Consider the following 17956-nt stretch of genomic DNA (forward strand, 5'->3'; position numbering starts at 1 on the left):
TTTTATTGAAAAATTGCTTCAAATTGGCACAAGTCTTACATAAAAATTTGCTCATACTAACAATATGTTTGATATGAAAGGGTGATCGCTTTGTTGTCTAAAAACGAATTACATCTGTTGAAGCAGCGACTTCTCGATGAAAAACAAGAAATTGAAGCCAAAAGCCATGACGATGAACAGAAAGTATCATTTCCTTATGATTCAGTGGGCGAACTGTCAGCCTATGATAACCACCCTGGCGACCAAGGGACAGAACTATTCGAACGCGGAAAAGACATTGCCTTAAACAGTTTGGAACATGAGCATCTGTCCGATATCAATGAAGCACTCCAAGCAATGGCAGACGGCTCTTATGGTTTGTGTAAAGTGTGTAAAGCCCCTATTCCTAAAGAACGCTTAGAAGCCCTTCCCACCGCCATCACATGCACAGAGCATTCAAAAGAACAGACCGTTTCACAAAACCGACCCATTGAAGAGGACTTATTAAGTCCGCCCTCAGGGCAATTTGAAAATGAAGAAAGTGCTGCATATGATGGCGAAGATGCCTACCAAGATGTAGAACGCTATGGAAACTCTGATACCCCATCCGATATGGAATTTCCTCCATTGACTTACGATGATGTGTATACACAATCAGAAGATGAAGATTATGTGGAAGACTACGAAGGGTTTGCAGCTGCTGATATTGAAGGAAAAGCAAGCAAGGTCTATCCAAATAAAGCACACGAAGCTTATGAAGAAGCATTAGATGAAGAAGGCGTCATGACGGTGTTTGGTGACTTGAAGCCATATGAAGAAGAACCTTATACTAAAAAAAATCATTAGTCCCCACATATTGGGGGCTTGATGTTTATATCATGTAATAATTGGGAAATAAGTTGAAGAGTGAATTGATTGGGAGGAGATTTCTGGATGGCTAAAAAAAGTATCATTTGGGCGGTTATCGTCTTCTTTATTACATACGCATTATTTTCTATTGCAGGGTTCCTGTTCCCTATCGACAGGGAATGGTATGACGCACTAAATAAACCTGAATGGACACCTAGTGGTGGTGTCATCGGTGCGGTCTGGGCTGTCTTATTCGCCCTCATTTCGTTATCTGCCGCCATCATTTATGCAAAGTATGGTTTTCAAAAAATCACATTACCATTTTGGATTCTGTTTCTTTTAAATTATGTATTCAATCAAGCCTTTAGCTTTTTTCAATTTACACAAAAAGATTTATTTGCAGCTACGATCGACTGCCTGCTTGTAGCACTAACAGCACTTGCGCTTGTCATCGTCTCACGTAAACTAAGCAATGTTGTCCCAATTTTATTGATTCCTTATGTTTTATGGGGATTCTTTGCGACATACTTGTCTTATACGATCTATTCCATGAATATGTAAAAAAAGACCGCTATGATGGCGGTCTTTCATTTTGCAGAAAATAAAAAAGAGATCTTTATTAGACCTCTTTAAAAAATGACCCGTACGGGATTCGAACCCGTGTTACCGCCGTGAAAGGGCGGTGTCTTAACCGCTTGACCAACGGGCCAGAAAAATGGCGGAGAAGGAGGGATTTGAACCCTCGCGCCGCTTGCGCGACCTACACCCTTAGCAGGGGCGCCTCTTCAGCCACTTGAGTACTTCTCCATTTGGCTCCGCAGGTAGGATTCGAACCTACGACCGATCGGTTAACAGCCGATAGCTCTACCACTGAGCTACTGCGGAAAGTCATGGTGGGCCTGAGTGGACTCGAACCACCGACCTCACGCTTATCAGGCGTGCGCTCTAACCAGCTGAGCTACAGGCCCATGAACGATATGCAAATGGAGCGGGTGATGGGAATCGAACCCACGACATCAGCTTGGAAGGCTGAGGTTTTACCACTAAACTACACCCGCAAAAATATGTATGGGGCGATTGATGGGAATCGAACCCACGAGTGCCAGAGCCACAATCTGGTGCGTTAACCACTTCGCCACAACCGCCATACTGATATTTATTTGTAAAAGTGGCTCGGGACGGAATCGAACCGCCGACACACGGATTTTCAGTCCGTTGCTCTACCAACTGAGCTACCGAGCCATGTATTCATTTAAAATGGCGGTCCGGACGGGACTCGAACCCGCGACCTCCTGCGTGACAGGCAGGCATTCTAACCAACTGAACTACCGGACCAATAGAGAAAAAATTTGGTTGCGGGGGCAGGATTTGAACCTGCGACCTTCGGGTTATGAGCCCGACGAGCTACCGAACTGCTCCACCCCGCGATGATATCATTTTTTAAAAATATGGCGGAGGAAGAGGGATTCGAACCCCCGCGGGCTTTGACACCCCTGTCGGTTTTCAAGACCGATCCCTTCAGCCGGACTTGGGTATTCCTCCGTATAGATGGTGGACCTTGTAGGACTCGAACCTACGACCGGACGGTTATGAGCCGTCTGCTCTAACCAACTGAGCTAAAGGTCCTTTATAGCGGCGGAGGGGATCGAACCCCCGACCTCACGGGTATGAACCGTACGCTCTAGCCAGCTGAGCTACACCGCCATGATATAAAATAATCTTTTAAAAAGTGGAGCCTAGCGGGATCGAACCGCTGACCTCCTGCGTGCAAGGCAGGCGCTCTCCCAGCTGAGCTAAGGCCCCATAAAAGATGGTCGGGAAGACAGGATTCGAACCTGCGACCCCTTGGTCCCAAACCAAGTGCTCTACCAAGCTGAGCTACTTCCCGATCTTAATGGCGCGCCCGAGAGGAGTCGAACCCCTAACCTTTTGATCCGTAGTCAAACGCTCTATCCAATTGAGCTACGGGCGCTTATTTTATAATGCCGAGGGCCGGACTTGAACCGGCACGGTAGTCACCTACCGCAGGATTTTAAGTCCTGTGTGTCTGCCAATTCCACCACCCCGGCGTGGATGGTATAAGCGGAAGACGGGATTCGAACCCGCGACCCCCACCTTGGCAAGGTGGTGTTCTACCACTGAACTACTTCCGCATTACAGGATTTCTTTATGTTGTTTGGCAATGCGGGTGAAGGGACTTGAACCCCCACGTCATAAAGACACTAGATCCTAAGTCTAGCGCGTCTGCCAATTCCGCCACACCCGCATGAAAATGGTGAGCCATGAAGGACTCGAACCTTCGACCCTCTGATTAAAAGTCAGATGCTCTACCAACTGAGCTAATGGCTCGCTTTTAAAGCGACTTGTCTATCTTACCATATGAAAGTGGTGCCGGCAAGAGGACTTGAACCCCCAACCTACTGATTACAAGTCAGTTGCTCTACCAGTTGAGCTACACCGGCTTTATCTATCCTAACATTATGTAAGAATAAATATGGTGGAGGATGACGGGCTCGAACCGCCGACCCTCTGCTTGTAAGGCAGATGCTCTCCCAGCTGAGCTAATCCTCCACTATGTAGGAATCTCTCGATCCGACAAAGATTATTATATACAGGTTTTACTCATTTGTAAAGGCTATATTAAAAAAATTTTATTTCATTTTTCATGACGTATTTCTTTTAACAGATGATGTTTATGTTACTAGTTAAAACGGCTTCAATTCAACGATTAACAGCTGTATTTCTCTTCTCTATATTCTCTTTAAAAACGAGTAAATCCTTTAAAAATATCAGCAGCCTTTCAATTTTTATACTTTAATGATATAGATATTTCTTTATTTCAACTGTTAAACGCAATGAATGTTTTGATTTCAATAAAATAGACTTATACAACTCCATTTAAATGAATGAATTTGTATCAGGCATCTATACACCTGCTATTCTTTCTCTCTATTACTTTTCTCCATACTTAAAAATGAACGAACATGCTTCACAGACTTTCACGTTGATTTAGAGCATCTCCACGCTTATAGTGAATTAAAACAACCTGATTTATACCACATATGTATCAAGGTGATCTTCTTTCAAACAGCACAAAAAAGACCAGTTCCGACTGGAACTGATCCTTTGAAAAGCTTGGCGGCGTCCTACTCTCACAGGGGGAAACCCCCAACTACCATCGGCGCTGAAGAGCTTAACTTCCGTGTTCGGTATGGGAACGGGTGTGACCTCTTCGCTATCGCCACCAAACCTGATGGAGAGAATGTTCTCTCAAAACTAGATAACAATGTTCATTTTTCACATTAGAATATAGGTTAAGTCCTCGATCTATTAGTATCTGTCAGCTCCACGTGTCACCACGCTTCCACCTCAGACCTATCAACCTGATCATCTTTCAGGGATCTTACTTCCTTGCGGAATGGGAAATCTCATCTTGAGGGGGGCTTCATGCTTAGATGCTTTCAGCACTTATCCCGTCCGCACATAGCTACCCAGCGATGCCCTTGGCAGAACAACTGGTACACCAGCGGTGCGTCCATCCCGGTCCTCTCGTACTAAGGACAGCTCCTCTCAAATTTCCTGCGCCCGCGACGGATAGGGACCGAACTGTCTCACGACGTTCTGAACCCAGCTCGCGTACCGCTTTAATGGGCGAACAGCCCAACCCTTGGGACCGACTACAGCCCCAGGATGCGATGAGCCGACATCGAGGTGCCAAACCTCCCCGTCGATGTGGACTCTTGGGGGAGATAAGCCTGTTATCCCCGGGGTAGCTTTTATCCGTTGAGCGATGGCCCTTCCATGCGGAACCACCGGATCACTAAGCCCGACTTTCGTCCCTGCTCGACTTGTAGGTCTCGCAGTCAAGCTCCCTTGTGCCTTTACACTCTGCGAATGATTTCCAACCATTCTGAGGGAACCTTTGGGCGCCTCCGTTACATTTTAGGAGGCGACCGCCCCAGTCAAACTGCCCACCTGACACTGTCTCCCTGCCCGATAAGGGCAGCGGGTTAGAAGGTCAATACAGCCAGGGTAGTATCCCACCGATGCCTCCACCGAAGCTAGCGCTCCGGTTTCCAAGGCTCCTACCTATCCTGTACAAGCTGTACCAACATTCAATATCAGGCTGCAGTAAAGCTCCACGGGGTCTTTCCGTCCTGTCGCGGGTAACCTGCATCTTCACAGGTACTATAATTTCACCGAGTCTCTCGTTGAGACAGTGCCCAGATCGTTGCGCCTTTCGTGCGGGTCGGAACTTACCCGACAAGGAATTTCGCTACCTTAGGACCGTTATAGTTACGGCCGCCGTTTACTGGGGCTTCAATTCGCACCTTCGCTTACGCTAAGCGCTCCTCTTAACCTTCCAGCACCGGGCAGGCGTCAGCCCCTATACTTCGCCTTACGGCTTCGCAGAGACCTGTGTTTTTGCTAAACAGTCGCCTGGGCCTATTCACTGCGGCTTCTCGGGGCTTTAACACCCTAAGAAGCACCCCTTCTCCCGAAGTTACGGGGTCATTTTGCCGAGTTCCTTAACGAGAGTTCTCTCGATCACCTTAGGATTCTCTCCTCGCCTACCTGTGTCGGTTTGCGGTACGGGCACCTCTCACCTCGCTAGAGGCTTTTCTTGGCAGTGTGGAATCAGGAACTTCGCTACTAAATTTCGCTCGCCATCACAGCTCAGCCTTCACGGGAAACGGATTTGCCTATTTCCCAGCCTAACTGCTTGGACGCGGATATCCAATACCGCGCTTACCCTATCCTCCTGCGTCCCCCCATTGCTCAAATGGTGAGGAGGTGGTACAGGAATATCAACCTGTTGTCCATCGCCTACGCCTTTCGGCCTCGGCTTAGGTCCCGACTAACCCTGAGCGGACGAGCCTTCCTCAGGAAACCTTAGGCATTCGGTGGACGGGATTCTCACCCGTCTTTCGCTACTCATACCGGCATTCTCACTTCTAAGCGCTCCACCAGTCCTTCCGGTCTGACTTCACTGCACTTAGAACGCTCTCCTACCACTGTTCGTAAGAACAGTCCGCAGCTTCGGTGATACGTTTAGCCCCGGTACATTTTCGGCGCAGAGTCACTCGACCAGTGAGCTATTACGCACTCTTTAAATGGTGGCTGCTTCTAAGCCAACATCCTGGTTGTCTAAGCAACTCCACATCCTTTTCCACTTAACGTATACTTTGGGACCTTAGCTGGCGGTCTGGGCTGTTTCCCTTTCGACTACGGATCTTATCACTCGCAGTCTGACTCCCAAGGATAAGTCATCGGCATTCGGAGTTTGACTGAATTCGGTAACCCGGTAGGGGCCCCTAGTCCAATCAGTGCTCTACCTCCGAGACTCTTACCTTGAGGCTAGCCCTAAAGCTATTTCGGAGAGAACCAGCTATCTCCAGGTTCGATTGGCATTTCACCCCTACCCACACCTCATCCCCGCACTTTTCAACGTGCGTGGGTTCGGGCCTCCATTCAGTGTTACCTGAACTTCACCCTGGACATGGGTAGATCACCTGGTTTCGGGTCTACGACCACGTACTCATGCGCCCTATTCAGACTCGCTTTCGCTGCGGCTCCGCATCTTCTGCTTAACCTTGCACGGGATCGTAACTCGCCGGTTCATTCTACAAAAGGCACGCCATCACCCGTTAACGGGCTCTGACTACTTGTAGGCACACGGTTTCAGGATCTATTTCACTCCCCTTCCGGGGTGCTTTTCACCTTTCCCTCACGGTACTGGTTCACTATCGGTCACTAGGGAGTATTTAGCCTTGGGAGATGGTCCTCCCGGATTCCGACGGAATTTCACGTGTTCCGCCGTACTCAGGATCCACTCTGGAGAGAACAACATTTCAGTTACAGGGCTGTTACCTTCTTTGGCGGGCCTTTCCAGACCTCTTCGCTTATATCGTTCCTTTGTAACTCCGTATAGAGTGTCCTACAACCCCAAGAGGCAAGCCTCTTGGTTTGGGCTGTTCCCGTTTCGCTCGCCGCTACTCAGGGAATCGCATTTGCTTTCTCTTCCTCCGGGTACTTAGATGTTTCAGTTCCCCGGGTATGCCTTCTCATACTCTATGTATTCAAGTATGGATACTACTCCATTACGAGCAGTGGGTTTCCCCATTCGGAAATCTCCGGATCAAAGCTTGCTTACAGCTCCCCGAAGCATATCGGTGTTCGTCCCGTCCTTCATCGGCTCCTAGTGCCAAGGCATCCACCGTGCGCCCTTTCTAACTTAACCATTTCTTACTTTAGAAAGAATCACTATGTGTGATGAACTTTGCATTGCATTCAATGTGAATGTATTACTTATTGTTATCTAGTTTTCAAAGAACAATCCTGTCTCGCTAGAGACATGTTTGAAGGAATGATCCTTCAAAACTAAACAAGACGAAAAACGTACGCTGCTCCATATATCCTTAGAAAGGAGGTGATCCAGCCGCACCTTCCGATACGGCTACCTTGTTACGACTTCACCCCAATCATCTGCCCCACCTTCGGCGGCTGGCTCCATAAAGGTTACCTCACCGACTTCGGGTGTTGCAAACTCTCGTGGTGTGACGGGCGGTGTGTACAAGGCCCGGGAACGTATTCACCGCGGCATGCTGATCCGCGATTACTAGCGATTCCAGCTTCACGCAGTCGAGTTGCAGACTGCGATCCGAACTGAGAACAGATTTGTGGGATTGGCTAAACCTTGCGGTCTCGCAGCCCTTTGTTCTGTCCATTGTAGCACGTGTGTAGCCCAGGTCATAAGGGGCATGATGATTTGACGTCATCCCCACCTTCCTCCGGTTTGTCACCGGCAGTCACCTTAGAGTGCCCAACTGAATGCTGGCAACTAAGATCAAGGGTTGCGCTCGTTGCGGGACTTAACCCAACATCTCACGACACGAGCTGACGACAACCATGCACCACCTGTCACTCTGTCCCCGAAGGGAAAGCCCTATCTCTAGGGTTGTCAGAGGATGTCAAGACCTGGTAAGGTTCTTCGCGTTGCTTCGAATTAAACCACATGCTCCACCGCTTGTGCGGGCCCCCGTCAATTCCTTTGAGTTTCAGTCTTGCGACCGTACTCCCCAGGCGGAGTGCTTAATGCGTTAGCTGCAGCACTAAGGGGCGGAAACCCCCTAACACTTAGCACTCATCGTTTACGGCGTGGACTACCAGGGTATCTAATCCTGTTCGCTCCCCACGCTTTCGCTCCTCAGCGTCAGTTACAGACCAGAGAGTCGCCTTCGCCACTGGTGTTCCTCCACATCTCTACGCATTTCACCGCTACACGTGGAATTCCACTCTCCTCTTCTGCACTCAAGTTTCCCAGTTTCCAATGACCCTCCCCGGTTGAGCCGGGGGCTTTCACATCAGACTTAAGAAACCGCCTGCGAGCCCTTTACGCCCAATAATTCCGGACAACGCTTGCCACCTACGTATTACCGCGGCTGCTGGCACGTAGTTAGCCGTGGCTTTCTGGTTAGGTACCGTCAAGGTGCAAGCAGTTACTCTTGCACTTGTTCTTCCCTAACAACAGAGCTTTACGATCCGAAAACCTTCATCACTCACGCGGCGTTGCTCCGTCAGACTTTCGTCCATTGCGGAAGATTCCCTACTGCTGCCTCCCGTAGGAGTCTGGGCCGTGTCTCAGTCCCAGTGTGGCCGATCACCCTCTCAGGTCGGCTACGCATCGTCGCCTTGGTGAGCCGTTACCTCACCAACTAGCTAATGCGCCGCGGGTCCATCTGTAAGTGACAGCCGAAACCGTCTTTCATCCTTGAACCATGCGGTTCAAGGAACTATCCGGTATTAGCTCCGGTTTCCCGGAGTTATCCCAGTCTTACAGGCAGGTTACCCACGTGTTACTCACCCGTCCGCCGCTAACATCCGGGAGCAAGCTCCCTTCTGTCCGCTCGACTTGCATGTATTAGGCACGCCGCCAGCGTTCGTCCTGAGCCAGGATCAAACTCTCCGAAAAAGTACAAAACCGAAGTTTTGCTTTTCGCCAGTTTGACTGACTACCTATGATGTATCATAGGATTTTTTTATAAAAACTCGAATTAACAGGTACGTTTTGTCTTGTTTAGTTTTCAAAGATCATCTTCGTTATCGCTCAGAAGCGACTTTATTAATATAACATTCTATCAAGATGAAGTCAACAACTTTTTTCTCGAATGTTATTTCTCAACCGCGCTGTTTCAGCGGCGAATACAAATATAACACCTTTTAAAAGAAGAAACAAGTATTTTTTCTAAATAATTTATTTTTCCTGATCTCTTCCTATATATTCGTACAAAAAGGGCTTAACTCCGTAATTCACTATTGTTGATCCTGTAGGTCTTTAGTATATTTATAATAGATTGAAATTTAATAACCGCAGGGGGAGCTTCGTGCTGAGAGTGAACAATTCGTTGTTCTGACCCTTTGAACCTGTCAGTTAATACTGAAGTAGGAATGTGGAATCACTTGCATACATGCATTGTATTCAAGCCGATATGTTTTTCTATGAATCACATACTCATCCTGACATGGTCTCTCCTTGCACAATTCGTGAAAAGGGGATTTTTTTATGCAGCAATCAAATCAATTAGTACGACTGATGGAGATCGCCATCATGACTTCTCTTGCACTTGTTTTAGATTATTTATCAGGTCTCTTTTTAAGAATGCCAAACGGCGGGTCAATTGCACTGATCATGATTCCTGTCATTCTCATGTCCATTAGATGGGGCGTGTCTGCTGGATTTATCATCGGTGTGTTAATCGCAGGACTGCAGCTGATGAACAATCCTATTATTGCTACACCTGTACAAGGATTTCTAGATTACTTTGTCGCATCTGTTGTGATTTGTTTAAGCGGGCTATTCTCAGGATCAATTAAAAAAGCCATTCAGGATAAAAAGCGAAAGAAACAATTCTTCTATATTATCCTAGCTGTATTTGTCGCCAGTTTTTTCAGGCTGCTGACGTTCTTTATTTCAGGCGTAGTTTTCTTTTCTCAATATGCACCAAAAGGAACACCAGGATGGGTGTATTCATTAGTTTATAACAGCACATATATGGTTCCTTCATTTATCATTTGTAGTATTGTTCTTTGTTTACTCATCCCTAGTGCGTCTCGTTTGGTTTTTCCTCGACAAAAATAACCCAGCTGTTTCAGCGGGTTATTTTTTTATGAATAATTTGCTGCTCTATTGAATCTATTAATAGTAGAAGATTTCATGCTGGAGGTACGACAATGAATCCTTACTCCATTATGCTGTGCTGTTACATCCTCAGTCTCGCCTACTTTTTGGCCAGTTTCTATGAGGCATTAAAAATAGCAGGTGCGAAAGGGAAAGTAGAGGCTTCTCCTTTTATATCTTATATTTTACTCGCCACCCTTTTTACTTTTTTCTCTCATTATTATTGGAAGCTGACGATATAATTTGTTGAACATGATCACTTAGTACAGACAGTTCCCATCCATACCCTATTTCCTCATGGTTCTCACCAGCCAGCTCGAACTGGCTGGTGACGGCAAAACTAGGTTGAAGTTTTTGATAAAATTGCTTCGCTGAATTTTGCTCAAATACCCAGAGCAGCATATTCTGATAGCCTTTCTCTATTAAATAATCCACACCTTTTGCAATCAAAGCCATACCCGATCCTGATTTCTGTTTTCTCTGCAACAAATAGATGGCATAAAGCTCACCATCATATATTGAATATCTCTCATCACGCTGTTTTCCGAAGGAAGCAAAACCAAATATTCCGTCAGCATCCTCTGCGACAAACGTGCCTTCAAGCGACCTGCTTCTCCAGCTCTCTTCCCGCTCCTCTACATTCAAAGCATCTAAATACTCTTGTGAAATAATGCCGTGATAAGTCGTTTGCCAGCTCTTCACATGAATTTCGGCAATTTTAGGAATATCATTATGTACTGCATGTCTAACCTTCATCTGCACACCCCTTTTAGCCATTTTCTACTCTATGTTTCATATGATAAGTTGCTATTTTATAAAATTCAATCCCTAATGGATATTCGTTGACATTTTGTCAACATCTCTATATATTGGGTACGACTTCTTCTATTAAAGAGTTGAACTTTATGAAAAGGGTGAAGAAAGAGATGGAATTTAAAACAACTGAGCTTCGGCAGTTTTTAAAAGAACAACTGCAAATACGTTCTCTTTCATTAAGAGAACTGAGCACACAAACAGAAATTGATAAAGCGACACTGTCTAGAATCATGAACGGAAAAAGAAAACCGACTTTGAACCATTTACAGCGGCTTTCAGATGCTCTACACATTTCTTTAGATCATCTATTGATCACGGCTGGATTTTCAATTAAAAACGAAAGAATTCACGGTGATACGTTTATTCAAGCGGTCGGAGAGATTGAGCGAACGCTGAAAGATCATGATGTCTATGACGGAACGTTCAGCGAGAATGAATTGAAACAGAAGTTAAATGAATATGAGACCTATAGTCAATCAGACGAGGGAAAAGAAACGATCTCAGCAAAGTTTGAAAAAAAGATAGACACGATAAGCGGTGTTGGGCCATTTCTTGATCAATTGAAAAGCATGTACAGCTCGTTCATGAGCGCACGGGGTACTTCTCGAGAATTGATGTTGATGGGAGGCGCATTACTTTACTTCATTATGCCCGTTGATTTAATACCAGATTATATTTTTCCGATCGGCTATATTGATGACGCTGCAGCGGTGCAGGTCGTATTAAACCAGCTGACAAATAGGTCATAGCAGGTGACGGAGACATGAAAAAACAGAACAGCATTGACTTCGCATTATTATTCACTGTCATTTGCTTCTTTGTGATCAGCCTGCTGGCTGTGTATAGCGGATCGGGACAGTATGAAACGCAAGATATGTTTTATTTCGTCAAAAGACAAGTTTTCTGGTATATCGTCGGTTTTGGCCTTATGGCGGCAGTTGCTTACTTTGATTATGAACTGCTTGAGCGGTTATCTTTTCGATTATTTGCAGGTGGTCTCTTCCTCATCATTCTCGTTCATTTTTTTGGCACGAATCAAAATGGCTCCCAAAGATGGATCAACTTGGGGCCCATGAAAGTGCAACCATCAGAATTTATGAAAATTTTTGTCATTCTTCTGTTAGCGGCTATTTTAAATCGATACAAACATCAGCGCTTTGCATTTAAAGAAAGCATGATTCCCACAATGAAAATTATATGCTGGACCGCTGTTCCTTTTTTCCTGATTTTAATTCAGCCAGATTTGGGAACTGCACTTGTGATCTTGTCTATAGCTTTTACACTGATGCTTGTGTCAGGAATTTCAAGTAAGATGATCGCTGCATTAATCGCTTCTTTTCTCGGGCTTCTTGCATTTTTGACCTACTTGCACAATGAACATTTTGAGCACTTTACAAAAGTGATTAAACCTCATCAGCTTGATCGCATTTATGGGTGGCTTTCCCCAGATGAATTTGATTCGACATATGGGTATCAACTGAAACAAGCAATGCTTGGCATTGGGTCAGGACAATTATCAGGAAGCGGTTATACAAATGGAAATCAAGTACAAGGGGGAAATATCCCTGAAGCCCACACAGATTTTATATTTGCAGTTATTGGTGAGGAGTTTGGTTTTATCGGCGCCTCCCTATTGATCTGTTTATATCTTATGATGGTCTATCGAATGATTCATGTGGCTATGCATGCGAATACCCTTTATGGGCTGTATATATGTGCTGGGGTGGTTGGGCTGATCGTCTTTCAAGTCTTCCAAAACGTAGGGATGACAGTAGGGCTAATGCCTGTGACTGGCCTTGCCCTTCCTTTTATCAGCTATGGGGGCAGTGCGCTTTTAACCAATATGATCGCCATTGGCCTTGTGTTTAGTGTCAATCTGAGGTCCTCATCCTACATGTTTGGACGTAACTGGGATTGAAGGTGATGTCATTGATTCTTTCTCACCTAAAAAAAATCGACCACATTCTTGCTGGGACGATTGTTTGTCTTTGTTTCTTTGGATTACTGATGGTGTACAGTGCGAGTTATCCTTTAGGCGAAATAAAATATGGACAGGGTAGCTACTTCTTCATGAAACAGTGGCAATGGCTTTTGATTGGGTTCTTCTTTTTCATCGCTGCGGCCCTGGTTCCATATCAAGCTTACCGTAAATGGATTCGGTGGCTTGTGATGCTGTCATTGTTATGTCTTATCCTTGTCCTGCTTCCTGGAATTGGTGTTGTCAAAAACAATTCACAGCGATGGATTCAATTGGGCTCTCTGATCATCCAGCCGTCTGAGGCTGTGAAATTAGTGATGATCATCTATTTTGCCTATGTATATGCAAGGAAACAAGCGTACATTACATCCTTTAAAAAAGGAGTACTGCCTCCACTTCTTCTTTTAAGTCTAGCTTTTTTATTGATTTTAAAACAGCCAGATTTAGGTACAGCAGTTTCTATTTTATTGAGTTGCGGTATCGTCTTATTATGTGCTGGACTTAAAACACGCCACCTCATTCTACTAGGTTCGACGGCTGCGGCAGGGATCACTTTTTTTGCTGTGACCGCTCCTTATCGTTTGAAACGGATCACTTCTTTTCGTGATCCTTTCATGTATGAGGATGGAGATGGTTATCAGCTGATCCATTCCTATCTCGCCATAGATTCAGGAGGACTGACCGGGAATGGTTTAGGCGGAAGCATTCAAAAACTAGGGTTTCTTCCTGAAGCCCATACAGATTTTATTATGGCCATCATTAGTGAAGAGCTGGGAATCATGGGGCTGGTGTTTGTGATGGGTGCCTACCTACTCATCATATATCGCGCCGTTCGAATCGTTCAAGGTTTACAAGATCCATTTGGAAAACTATTAACGATCGGGCTTACTTTTCAAATTATGATTCAAGCAGCCTTTAATCTCGGAGCTGTCTTTGGGCTTCTCCCCATTACAGGCATTCCTCTTCCCTTTATTAGCTACGGCGGATCTTCATTGGTGTTCATGATGATATCTGCAGGCATTCTTGTGAATCTCTCTTCATCTATCAAAAGACACCGGCATGTGCCCCAAGTAAAATAGACACCCTCTATCAGAAGGTGTCTTTTGATTTTTATTCTTCTATTTGACGATCAGCGATTTCTTTTTTTCTTGGCTGTTTGATTTCATTCGTCAGTTCTTGGATGCTTTGTTTCACATTGCCTTTGCCAGAGAAATTCTCAATAATTTCTTTAACATCAATTCCAGAGGAAGCTTTCAGACTTTCTTGAAGACTGGACATAAGGTTTGTCGCATAGCTGGTCACTTTGTTGGCGCCGCTGCCTTCCCCGTTACCACCTGTATCAACAACTGTAATTTTATCAATGTTAGAAAGTGGAGCAGATACTTGTTTCGCATATTCAGGTAGCATTTTCACAATCATATCAAGAATCGCCGCTTGACCATACTGTTCGAATGCTTCTGCAATTTTCTCTTTCGCTTCTGCTTCCGCAAGTCCTTTCAACCTAATGACTTCTGCTTCTGTTTCCCCTTTTGCACGATCGGCTTCCGCTTTGGCAAGCCCGTCAATCCGAACTTTCTCTGCTTCTGCTTTTGCCATTGCTTCAATGCTGTATTTCTTCGCATCTGCTTCTGCAAGACGCTTCGCTTTTTCCGCCGCAGCCGACTGCTCAACAGCATAACGGTCCGCATCTGCTTTCTTTTTCACTTCAGAATCGTATTGACGCTCACGACGCTGGATCTCTTTTTCTTCTAATTCAATTTGCTTCTGACGTTCAATGATTTTGACTTGCATTTCTTGTTCAGTTACGTGCTGACGATTACGAGCTGTTTCAAGATCGTACGCTTGGTCAGCGCTTGCTTTTGCTGTATCTTGTTCACGTCTGAATTCTGCTCTTTTCAGCTCATTGATTTTTTCTGCTTCAGCGATTTCAGTGGCACGCTCAAGCTCAGATTTTTTCGCATCTTTATCTGCTTCTGCACGTTTGATACGTGTTTCTTTATCTGCTTCTGCTGTCGCAATATCTGCATCGCGTTTCACTTGAGCAATTCTAGGTTTACCTAGTGATTCTAAATAGCCATTTTTATCACGGACATCTTTGATTGTAAACGATACAATGACAAGACCCATTTTCGCTAGATCTTGAGAAGCGACACGCTGTACTTCTTGAGAAAATTTCTCTCTGTTTTTATAAATCTCTTCAACTGTCATTGACCCTAAAATGGAGCGAAGGTGTCCTTCTAGTACTTCTCTTGCTTCATTTTCACGATCTTCTTTTGTTTTCCCTAAAAACTGCTCTGCAGCAGTGGCGATTTCTTCAATTGATCCGCCAATTTTAATGATCGCCGTTCCATCCGCCATGACCGGTACACCCTGCTCAGTATAGACTTCAGGCGTTGAAACATCTAGCTTGCTAGATAGTAAGCTGAGCGGCTCTGCTTGTTGAAAAACAGGGAGTACAAAGGTACCTCCACCTCTTACAATCTTAATCTTGTTTCCACCTTCATCCACGTGGACATTTTTACTTCCGAGGTAACTTCCTGTGACGATTAATGCTTCATCTGGACCAGCAGTCCGGTATTTCGAAACAAATACACCAATAAGTGCAATGAGAATCACAAGCACAATTCCAATAATAATTAATATGGTTGTTCCTGGCATAGCATTCCCTCCTAGATTTCTTCATTTGGTATAACAGATAACACGCCTTTGTTCACTTCGACGACCAGCACCCGGGTTCCATATGGAATCTCCTCTTCGTCGAAACTGACGGCAGGCTTTGAGATTTTTCCGCTGTTACTAATTAACAGCACTTCTCCAAACCCATCTTTTGGTACAGATACAATGATCTCCCCAGTTCTTCCTTTTAGGTCGGCCTCCGTATATGAAAGAGATTCTTCAGCAGAGGAAAGCGGGACTAAGACAAATACATTTAAACAAGTAACGAGAACCACTGCGAGGATGGCAGATAATACGGCGCCAAGTCCACTTCCTACAATTGCTGTTTTTTCAGAGATAAATCCTCCAGCCGAGAAAAAGGTAAGAAATGCGAGGATCAATGTTGGTTGAAGGAACGGGACAGGAATCGCTTCAAACAATCCATCAAATACATCGCCAAAAAAGACGAAAACAAGCGTCAGGATTCCTGATACCATCAATATGTATAAGTACAGCGTCTGAAGAGGCAGCCCAAACACATCCATCTTCCTCACCCTTTCTTTATGAAATGAGCAGCCTTTCATTCATTTAGACTATGCTCACATCCAAGTGTATTCCTTCTAACAGGTAATACGAACCACTTTTGTAAAGGTTTCAATTTTCATCACAATTCATTAAAGGATTTCTCGGATAGCTAAAGAATGATTGTCTTGTACCAGTATGATAAAATTTGATCTTGAGGTGAGAGAAATGAGTTTATTACATGAAGCAAGACAAGAATTGTGGCAGGAGCTGCAAGGATTGAGCGAAGAACAATTAAATCAAAAATTATCTGATGATACTTGGAGTATTCAAGAAGTTGCAGATCATTTAAAGAAGATGGACCTAGTTGCAGCAAAACATCTAGCTGCCGAGGGGAAAAAAGCACCGATTAAAGAATATGAGCCAAAGCCGGTGGAAATGGCAGAGGATCGTTCAAGAAAAGCCACCGCGCCTAGTATTGTTGAACCAGAGCGCAAGCATGTGACACCTACACATTTAAAAGATGAGCTTGATACAGCTCGTGAGAAATTAAATCAAATTTTATCAACGTTTATAGAGGAAGATTTCAAACGCGTGATTGCACATCCTGTATTTGAAGAACTTTCATTAAAGCAATACCTTGATTTTATCGGCGCACATGAAAAGCGCCATATTCATCAAATTAAAGAAATTAAAGAACAGCTATAAGATGTAAAAAAGACTCCCTTTTGGGAGCCTTTTTTCATTGTTACACTGTTTTAGGTGTTAAATCAAAGCAACGAGCGTAAATCCAGTTGTATGCTTTTTCGTTCAGGTCTCTTGGGTTTCCAACTGTTTGCGGATCTTTCATTGCTTCTTTAGATAAACGGTCGATCATATCTTTTGGTACACCTTGTTCTTCTAATGAAGGAACTTCTAGGTCTTCCACTAAATCATACATCCAATTCACTGCTGCTTTTGCAGCTTCCTCTGTTGTCATTCTGCTTGTATCAATACCGAATGCTTGCGCAATTCGAGCGAATTTCTCTGGGTACCCTTTCCAGTTATATTCCATGACAGGTCCCATCATTGCCGCTACACATTGGCCATGTGCGACTGGAATAATCCCTCCAAGCGTTTGGCTCATCGCATGGGCTGCGCCAGCTGATTCACTGCCATAGGAAAGTCCGGCAAGCATCGCAGCTTGTGCCATACCATATCTTGCTTCCAAATCCTCTCCATCGGCAAAGGCACGGCGAATATAATGAGCAGCATATTCAATGGCCATGAGCGCTACCGCATCTGTAATTGGCTGAGCAAACTTCATCGTATAGCATTCGATCGCGTGCGCAAGCGCATCGATACCCGTCATTGCCGTCACATGCGGCGGCATAGATACATGAAGCTCAGGATCAATCACTGTTAGGTGAGCTGCAATGAGCGGTCCACCTGTGTTGAATTTGAATTCCCTTTCTTCGTCAGTGATCACTGCCCACTGCGTGACCTCTGAACCTGTACCAGCTGTTGTCGGAATTGTGGTTAACGGAGGGATTCTATTTTCAAGCGGTTTTTTCCCCTCAGCCGCTTCGTAATCAAGAACTGATCCTTCATGAGTCGCTTCCACACCGATAGCCTTCGCTGTATCCATTGAGCTTCCGCCGCCTACTGCGACTAAACCATTACAGCCTTCTTTTTCATATAACGCAGATCCTTCATTCACTAAACGGACTGGCGGGTTTGGTTCTACTTTATTAAATAGAACCACATCAACTTGCGCTTCTTTTAATGAAGCAATCACTGGATCTACAACACCTGCTTGATAAATACCAGGATCTGTGACAAGCAATACCTTTGAAACGCCGTATGCTTTCACTTCTTCCCCAACATGTTTCACTGCCCCAATGCCGTGCTTGATGACAGTCGGAATTTCAAACGTATGGAATTTTTGCATGCTTTCAATTTTCATATTTAAAGTCATATAGAATCTCCTCCAGATAAGT

Annotated in this window: 11 protein-coding genes, 21 tRNA genes, 3 rRNA genes and 1 riboswitch; of the genes, 7 read left to right on the top strand and 28 right to left on the bottom strand. The window is 44.9% G+C overall.

Going from position 1 to position 17956, the window contains the following annotated elements:
- The first annotated feature begins 90 nt into the window (after positions 1 to 90).
- Together NST09_RS14180 and NST09_RS14185 are read left to right on the top strand one after the other, a co-directional pair.
- On the top strand, positions 91 to 825 hold the full coding sequence (locus NST09_RS14180; protein ID WP_116307311.1) for a TraR/DksA C4-type zinc finger protein: 735 nt from the start codon (positions 91 to 93) through the stop codon (positions 823 to 825).
- An 87-nt stretch (positions 826 to 912) separates the two neighbouring features.
- Positions 913 to 1389, top strand: a complete 477-nt coding sequence (locus tag NST09_RS14185; protein WP_008342900.1) for a tryptophan-rich sensory protein — start codon at positions 913 to 915, stop codon at positions 1387 to 1389.
- A gap of 76 nt (positions 1390 to 1465) precedes the next feature.
- Here the strand turns inward: NST09_RS14185 and NST09_RS14190 are convergent.
- The 24 genes from NST09_RS14190 to NST09_RS14305 form a co-directional block, all read right to left on the bottom strand.
- Positions 1466 to 1537, bottom strand: a tRNA-Glu gene (locus tag NST09_RS14190).
- Between the two features lie 7 nt (positions 1538 to 1544).
- Positions 1545 to 1635 (bottom strand) — tRNA-Ser (locus NST09_RS14195).
- Positions 1636 to 1638: 3 nt separating this feature from the next.
- Positions 1639 to 1713: transfer RNA gene (locus NST09_RS14200), tRNA-Asn, on the bottom strand.
- A 6-nt stretch (positions 1714 to 1719) separates the two neighbouring features.
- Positions 1720 to 1796, bottom strand: a tRNA-Ile gene (locus tag NST09_RS14205).
- Between the two features lie 16 nt (positions 1797 to 1812).
- A tRNA-Gly gene (locus NST09_RS14210) sits at positions 1813 to 1886 on the bottom strand.
- Between the two features lie 11 nt (positions 1887 to 1897).
- Positions 1898 to 1973, bottom strand: a tRNA-His gene (locus tag NST09_RS14215).
- Between the two features lie 24 nt (positions 1974 to 1997).
- Positions 1998 to 2070, bottom strand: a tRNA-Phe gene (locus tag NST09_RS14220).
- A gap of 16 nt (positions 2071 to 2086) precedes the next feature.
- Positions 2087 to 2163, bottom strand: a tRNA-Asp gene (locus NST09_RS14225).
- Positions 2164 to 2178: 15 nt separating this feature from the next.
- Positions 2179 to 2255 (bottom strand) — tRNA-Met (locus tag NST09_RS14230).
- Positions 2256 to 2277: 22 nt separating this feature from the next.
- Positions 2278 to 2370: transfer RNA gene (locus NST09_RS14235), tRNA-Ser, on the bottom strand.
- A gap of 7 nt (positions 2371 to 2377) precedes the next feature.
- Positions 2378 to 2454: transfer RNA gene (locus NST09_RS14240), tRNA-Ile, on the bottom strand.
- A gap of 4 nt (positions 2455 to 2458) precedes the next feature.
- Positions 2459 to 2532 (bottom strand) — tRNA-Met (locus NST09_RS14245).
- 26 nt (positions 2533 to 2558) lie between these two features.
- A tRNA-Ala gene (locus tag NST09_RS14250) sits at positions 2559 to 2631 on the bottom strand.
- A gap of 8 nt (positions 2632 to 2639) precedes the next feature.
- Positions 2640 to 2716 (bottom strand) — tRNA-Pro (locus tag NST09_RS14255).
- 7 nt (positions 2717 to 2723) lie between these two features.
- Positions 2724 to 2800: transfer RNA gene (locus NST09_RS14260), tRNA-Arg, on the bottom strand.
- A gap of 11 nt (positions 2801 to 2811) precedes the next feature.
- Positions 2812 to 2897: transfer RNA gene (locus NST09_RS14265), tRNA-Leu, on the bottom strand.
- 12 nt (positions 2898 to 2909) lie between these two features.
- A tRNA-Gly gene (locus NST09_RS14270) sits at positions 2910 to 2981 on the bottom strand.
- A gap of 30 nt (positions 2982 to 3011) precedes the next feature.
- Positions 3012 to 3094: transfer RNA gene (locus NST09_RS14275), tRNA-Leu, on the bottom strand.
- Positions 3095 to 3101: 7 nt separating this feature from the next.
- Positions 3102 to 3177: transfer RNA gene (locus NST09_RS14280), tRNA-Lys, on the bottom strand.
- Positions 3178 to 3214: 37 nt separating this feature from the next.
- A tRNA-Thr gene (locus NST09_RS14285) sits at positions 3215 to 3290 on the bottom strand.
- A gap of 33 nt (positions 3291 to 3323) precedes the next feature.
- Positions 3324 to 3399 (bottom strand) — tRNA-Val (locus NST09_RS14290).
- A gap of 562 nt (positions 3400 to 3961) precedes the next feature.
- Positions 3962 to 4077 (bottom strand): 5S ribosomal RNA (rrf, locus tag NST09_RS14295).
- Positions 4078 to 4138: 61 nt separating this feature from the next.
- Positions 4139 to 7069 (bottom strand): 23S ribosomal RNA (locus NST09_RS14300).
- A gap of 182 nt (positions 7070 to 7251) precedes the next feature.
- Positions 7252 to 8800: ribosomal RNA gene (locus NST09_RS14305) — 16S ribosomal RNA — on the bottom strand.
- The 16S, 23S and 5S rRNA genes sit together here, the layout of an rRNA operon.
- A 391-nt stretch (positions 8801 to 9191) precedes the next feature.
- Positions 9192 to 9294, top strand: a riboswitch (TPP riboswitch).
- Between the two features lie 97 nt (positions 9295 to 9391).
- On the opposite strand from NST09_RS14305, the gene thiT reads away from it, so the two are divergent.
- The gene (gene thiT / locus NST09_RS14310; RefSeq protein ID WP_210552187.1) at positions 9392 to 9967 is read left to right on the top strand and encodes an energy-coupled thiamine transporter ThiT; all 576 of its coding nucleotides are present in this window, start codon (positions 9392 to 9394) and stop codon (positions 9965 to 9967) included.
- A gap of 240 nt (positions 9968 to 10207) precedes the next feature.
- On the opposite strand, the gene NST09_RS14315 is transcribed toward thiT, so the two are convergent.
- Complete coding sequence (locus NST09_RS14315) at positions 10208 to 10762, bottom strand: GNAT family N-acetyltransferase (protein ID WP_210552188.1); 555 nt, start codon at positions 10760 to 10762, stop codon at positions 10208 to 10210.
- Between the two features lie 149 nt (positions 10763 to 10911).
- Here NST09_RS14315 and NST09_RS14320 point away from each other — a divergent pair, with 149 nt between their 5' ends.
- Genes NST09_RS14320 through ftsW form a run of 3 tightly spaced genes read left to right on the top strand, consistent with a single transcriptional unit; the run spans position 10912 to position 13879 of the window.
- Positions 10912 to 11571 carry a DUF1232 domain-containing protein gene (locus NST09_RS14320; protein ID WP_281215768.1) on the top strand — a complete coding sequence of 220 codons (660 nt, stop codon included), beginning with the start codon at positions 10912 to 10914 and terminating at the stop codon, positions 11569 to 11571.
- 14 nt (positions 11572 to 11585) lie between these two features.
- A complete protein-coding gene (rodA, locus tag NST09_RS14325; RefSeq protein WP_342493068.1) occupies positions 11586 to 12740 on the top strand; it encodes a rod shape-determining protein RodA in 1155 nt (384 codons plus the stop codon).
- Positions 12737 to 13879 carry a putative lipid II flippase FtsW gene (ftsW, locus tag NST09_RS14330; RefSeq protein WP_342493069.1) on the top strand — a complete coding sequence of 381 codons (1143 nt, stop codon included), beginning with the start codon at positions 12737 to 12739 and terminating at the stop codon, positions 13877 to 13879. The genes rodA and ftsW overlap by 4 nt, the downstream gene beginning before the upstream one ends.
- A gap of 31 nt (positions 13880 to 13910) precedes the next feature.
- Here ftsW and NST09_RS14335 read toward each other — a convergent pair whose 3' ends face one another.
- Positions 13911 to 15458 carry a flotillin family protein gene (locus tag NST09_RS14335; RefSeq protein ID WP_007500611.1) on the bottom strand — a complete coding sequence of 516 codons (1548 nt, stop codon included), beginning with the start codon at positions 15456 to 15458 and terminating at the stop codon, positions 13911 to 13913.
- A gap of 11 nt (positions 15459 to 15469) precedes the next feature.
- On the bottom strand, positions 15470 to 16000 hold the full coding sequence (locus tag NST09_RS14340) for a hypothetical protein (protein ID WP_017359006.1): 531 nt from the start codon (positions 15998 to 16000) through the stop codon (positions 15470 to 15472).
- 205 nt (positions 16001 to 16205) lie between these two features.
- On the opposite strand from NST09_RS14340, the gene NST09_RS14345 reads away from it, so the two are divergent.
- Positions 16206 to 16685, top strand: coding sequence for a DinB family protein (locus NST09_RS14345; protein ID WP_035701118.1), 480 nt, complete (start codon positions 16206 to 16208; stop codon positions 16683 to 16685).
- A gap of 40 nt (positions 16686 to 16725) precedes the next feature.
- Here the strand turns inward: NST09_RS14345 and NST09_RS14350 are convergent, their stop codons facing one another.
- The gene (locus NST09_RS14350) at positions 16726 to 17934 is read right to left on the bottom strand and encodes an iron-containing alcohol dehydrogenase (protein ID WP_008344050.1); all 1209 of its coding nucleotides are present in this window, start codon (positions 17932 to 17934) and stop codon (positions 16726 to 16728) included.
- Between the last annotated feature and the right edge of the window lie 22 nt (positions 17935 to 17956).

The organism is Bacillus sp. FSL W7-1346, assembly GCF_038593335.1.
GTDB lineage: Bacteria > Bacillota > Bacilli > Bacillales > Bacillaceae > Bacillus > Bacillus altitudinis.

What these genes read in the sequence shown, in the direction of transcription:
- NST09_RS14345 (WP_035701118.1), top strand. Translation starts at nt 16,206, where the DNA reads ATGAGTTTATTACATGAAGCAAGACAAGAATTGTGGCAGGAGCTGCAA.
- NST09_RS14185 (WP_008342900.1), top strand. Translation starts at nt 913, where the DNA reads ATGGCTAAAAAAAGTATCATTTGGGCGGTTATCGTCTTCTTTATTACA.
- NST09_RS14350 (WP_008344050.1), bottom strand. Translation starts at nt 17,934, where the DNA reads ATGACTTTAAATATGAAAATTGAAAGCATGCAAAAATTCCATACGTTT.
- NST09_RS14315 (WP_210552188.1), bottom strand. Translation starts at nt 10,762, where the DNA reads ATGAAGGTTAGACATGCAGTACATAATGATATTCCTAAAATTGCCGAA.
- NST09_RS14335 (WP_007500611.1), bottom strand. Translation starts at nt 15,458, where the DNA reads ATGCCAGGAACAACCATATTAATTATTATTGGAATTGTGCTTGTGATT.
- NST09_RS14340 (WP_017359006.1), bottom strand. Translation starts at nt 16,000, where the DNA reads ATGGATGTGTTTGGGCTGCCTCTTCAGACGCTGTACTTATACATATTG.
- thiT (WP_210552187.1), top strand. Translation starts at nt 9,392, where the DNA reads ATGCAGCAATCAAATCAATTAGTACGACTGATGGAGATCGCCATCATG.
- NST09_RS14320 (WP_281215768.1), top strand. Translation starts at nt 10,912, where the DNA reads ATGAAAAGGGTGAAGAAAGAGATGGAATTTAAAACAACTGAGCTTCGG.
- rodA (WP_342493068.1), top strand. Translation starts at nt 11,586, where the DNA reads ATGAAAAAACAGAACAGCATTGACTTCGCATTATTATTCACTGTCATT.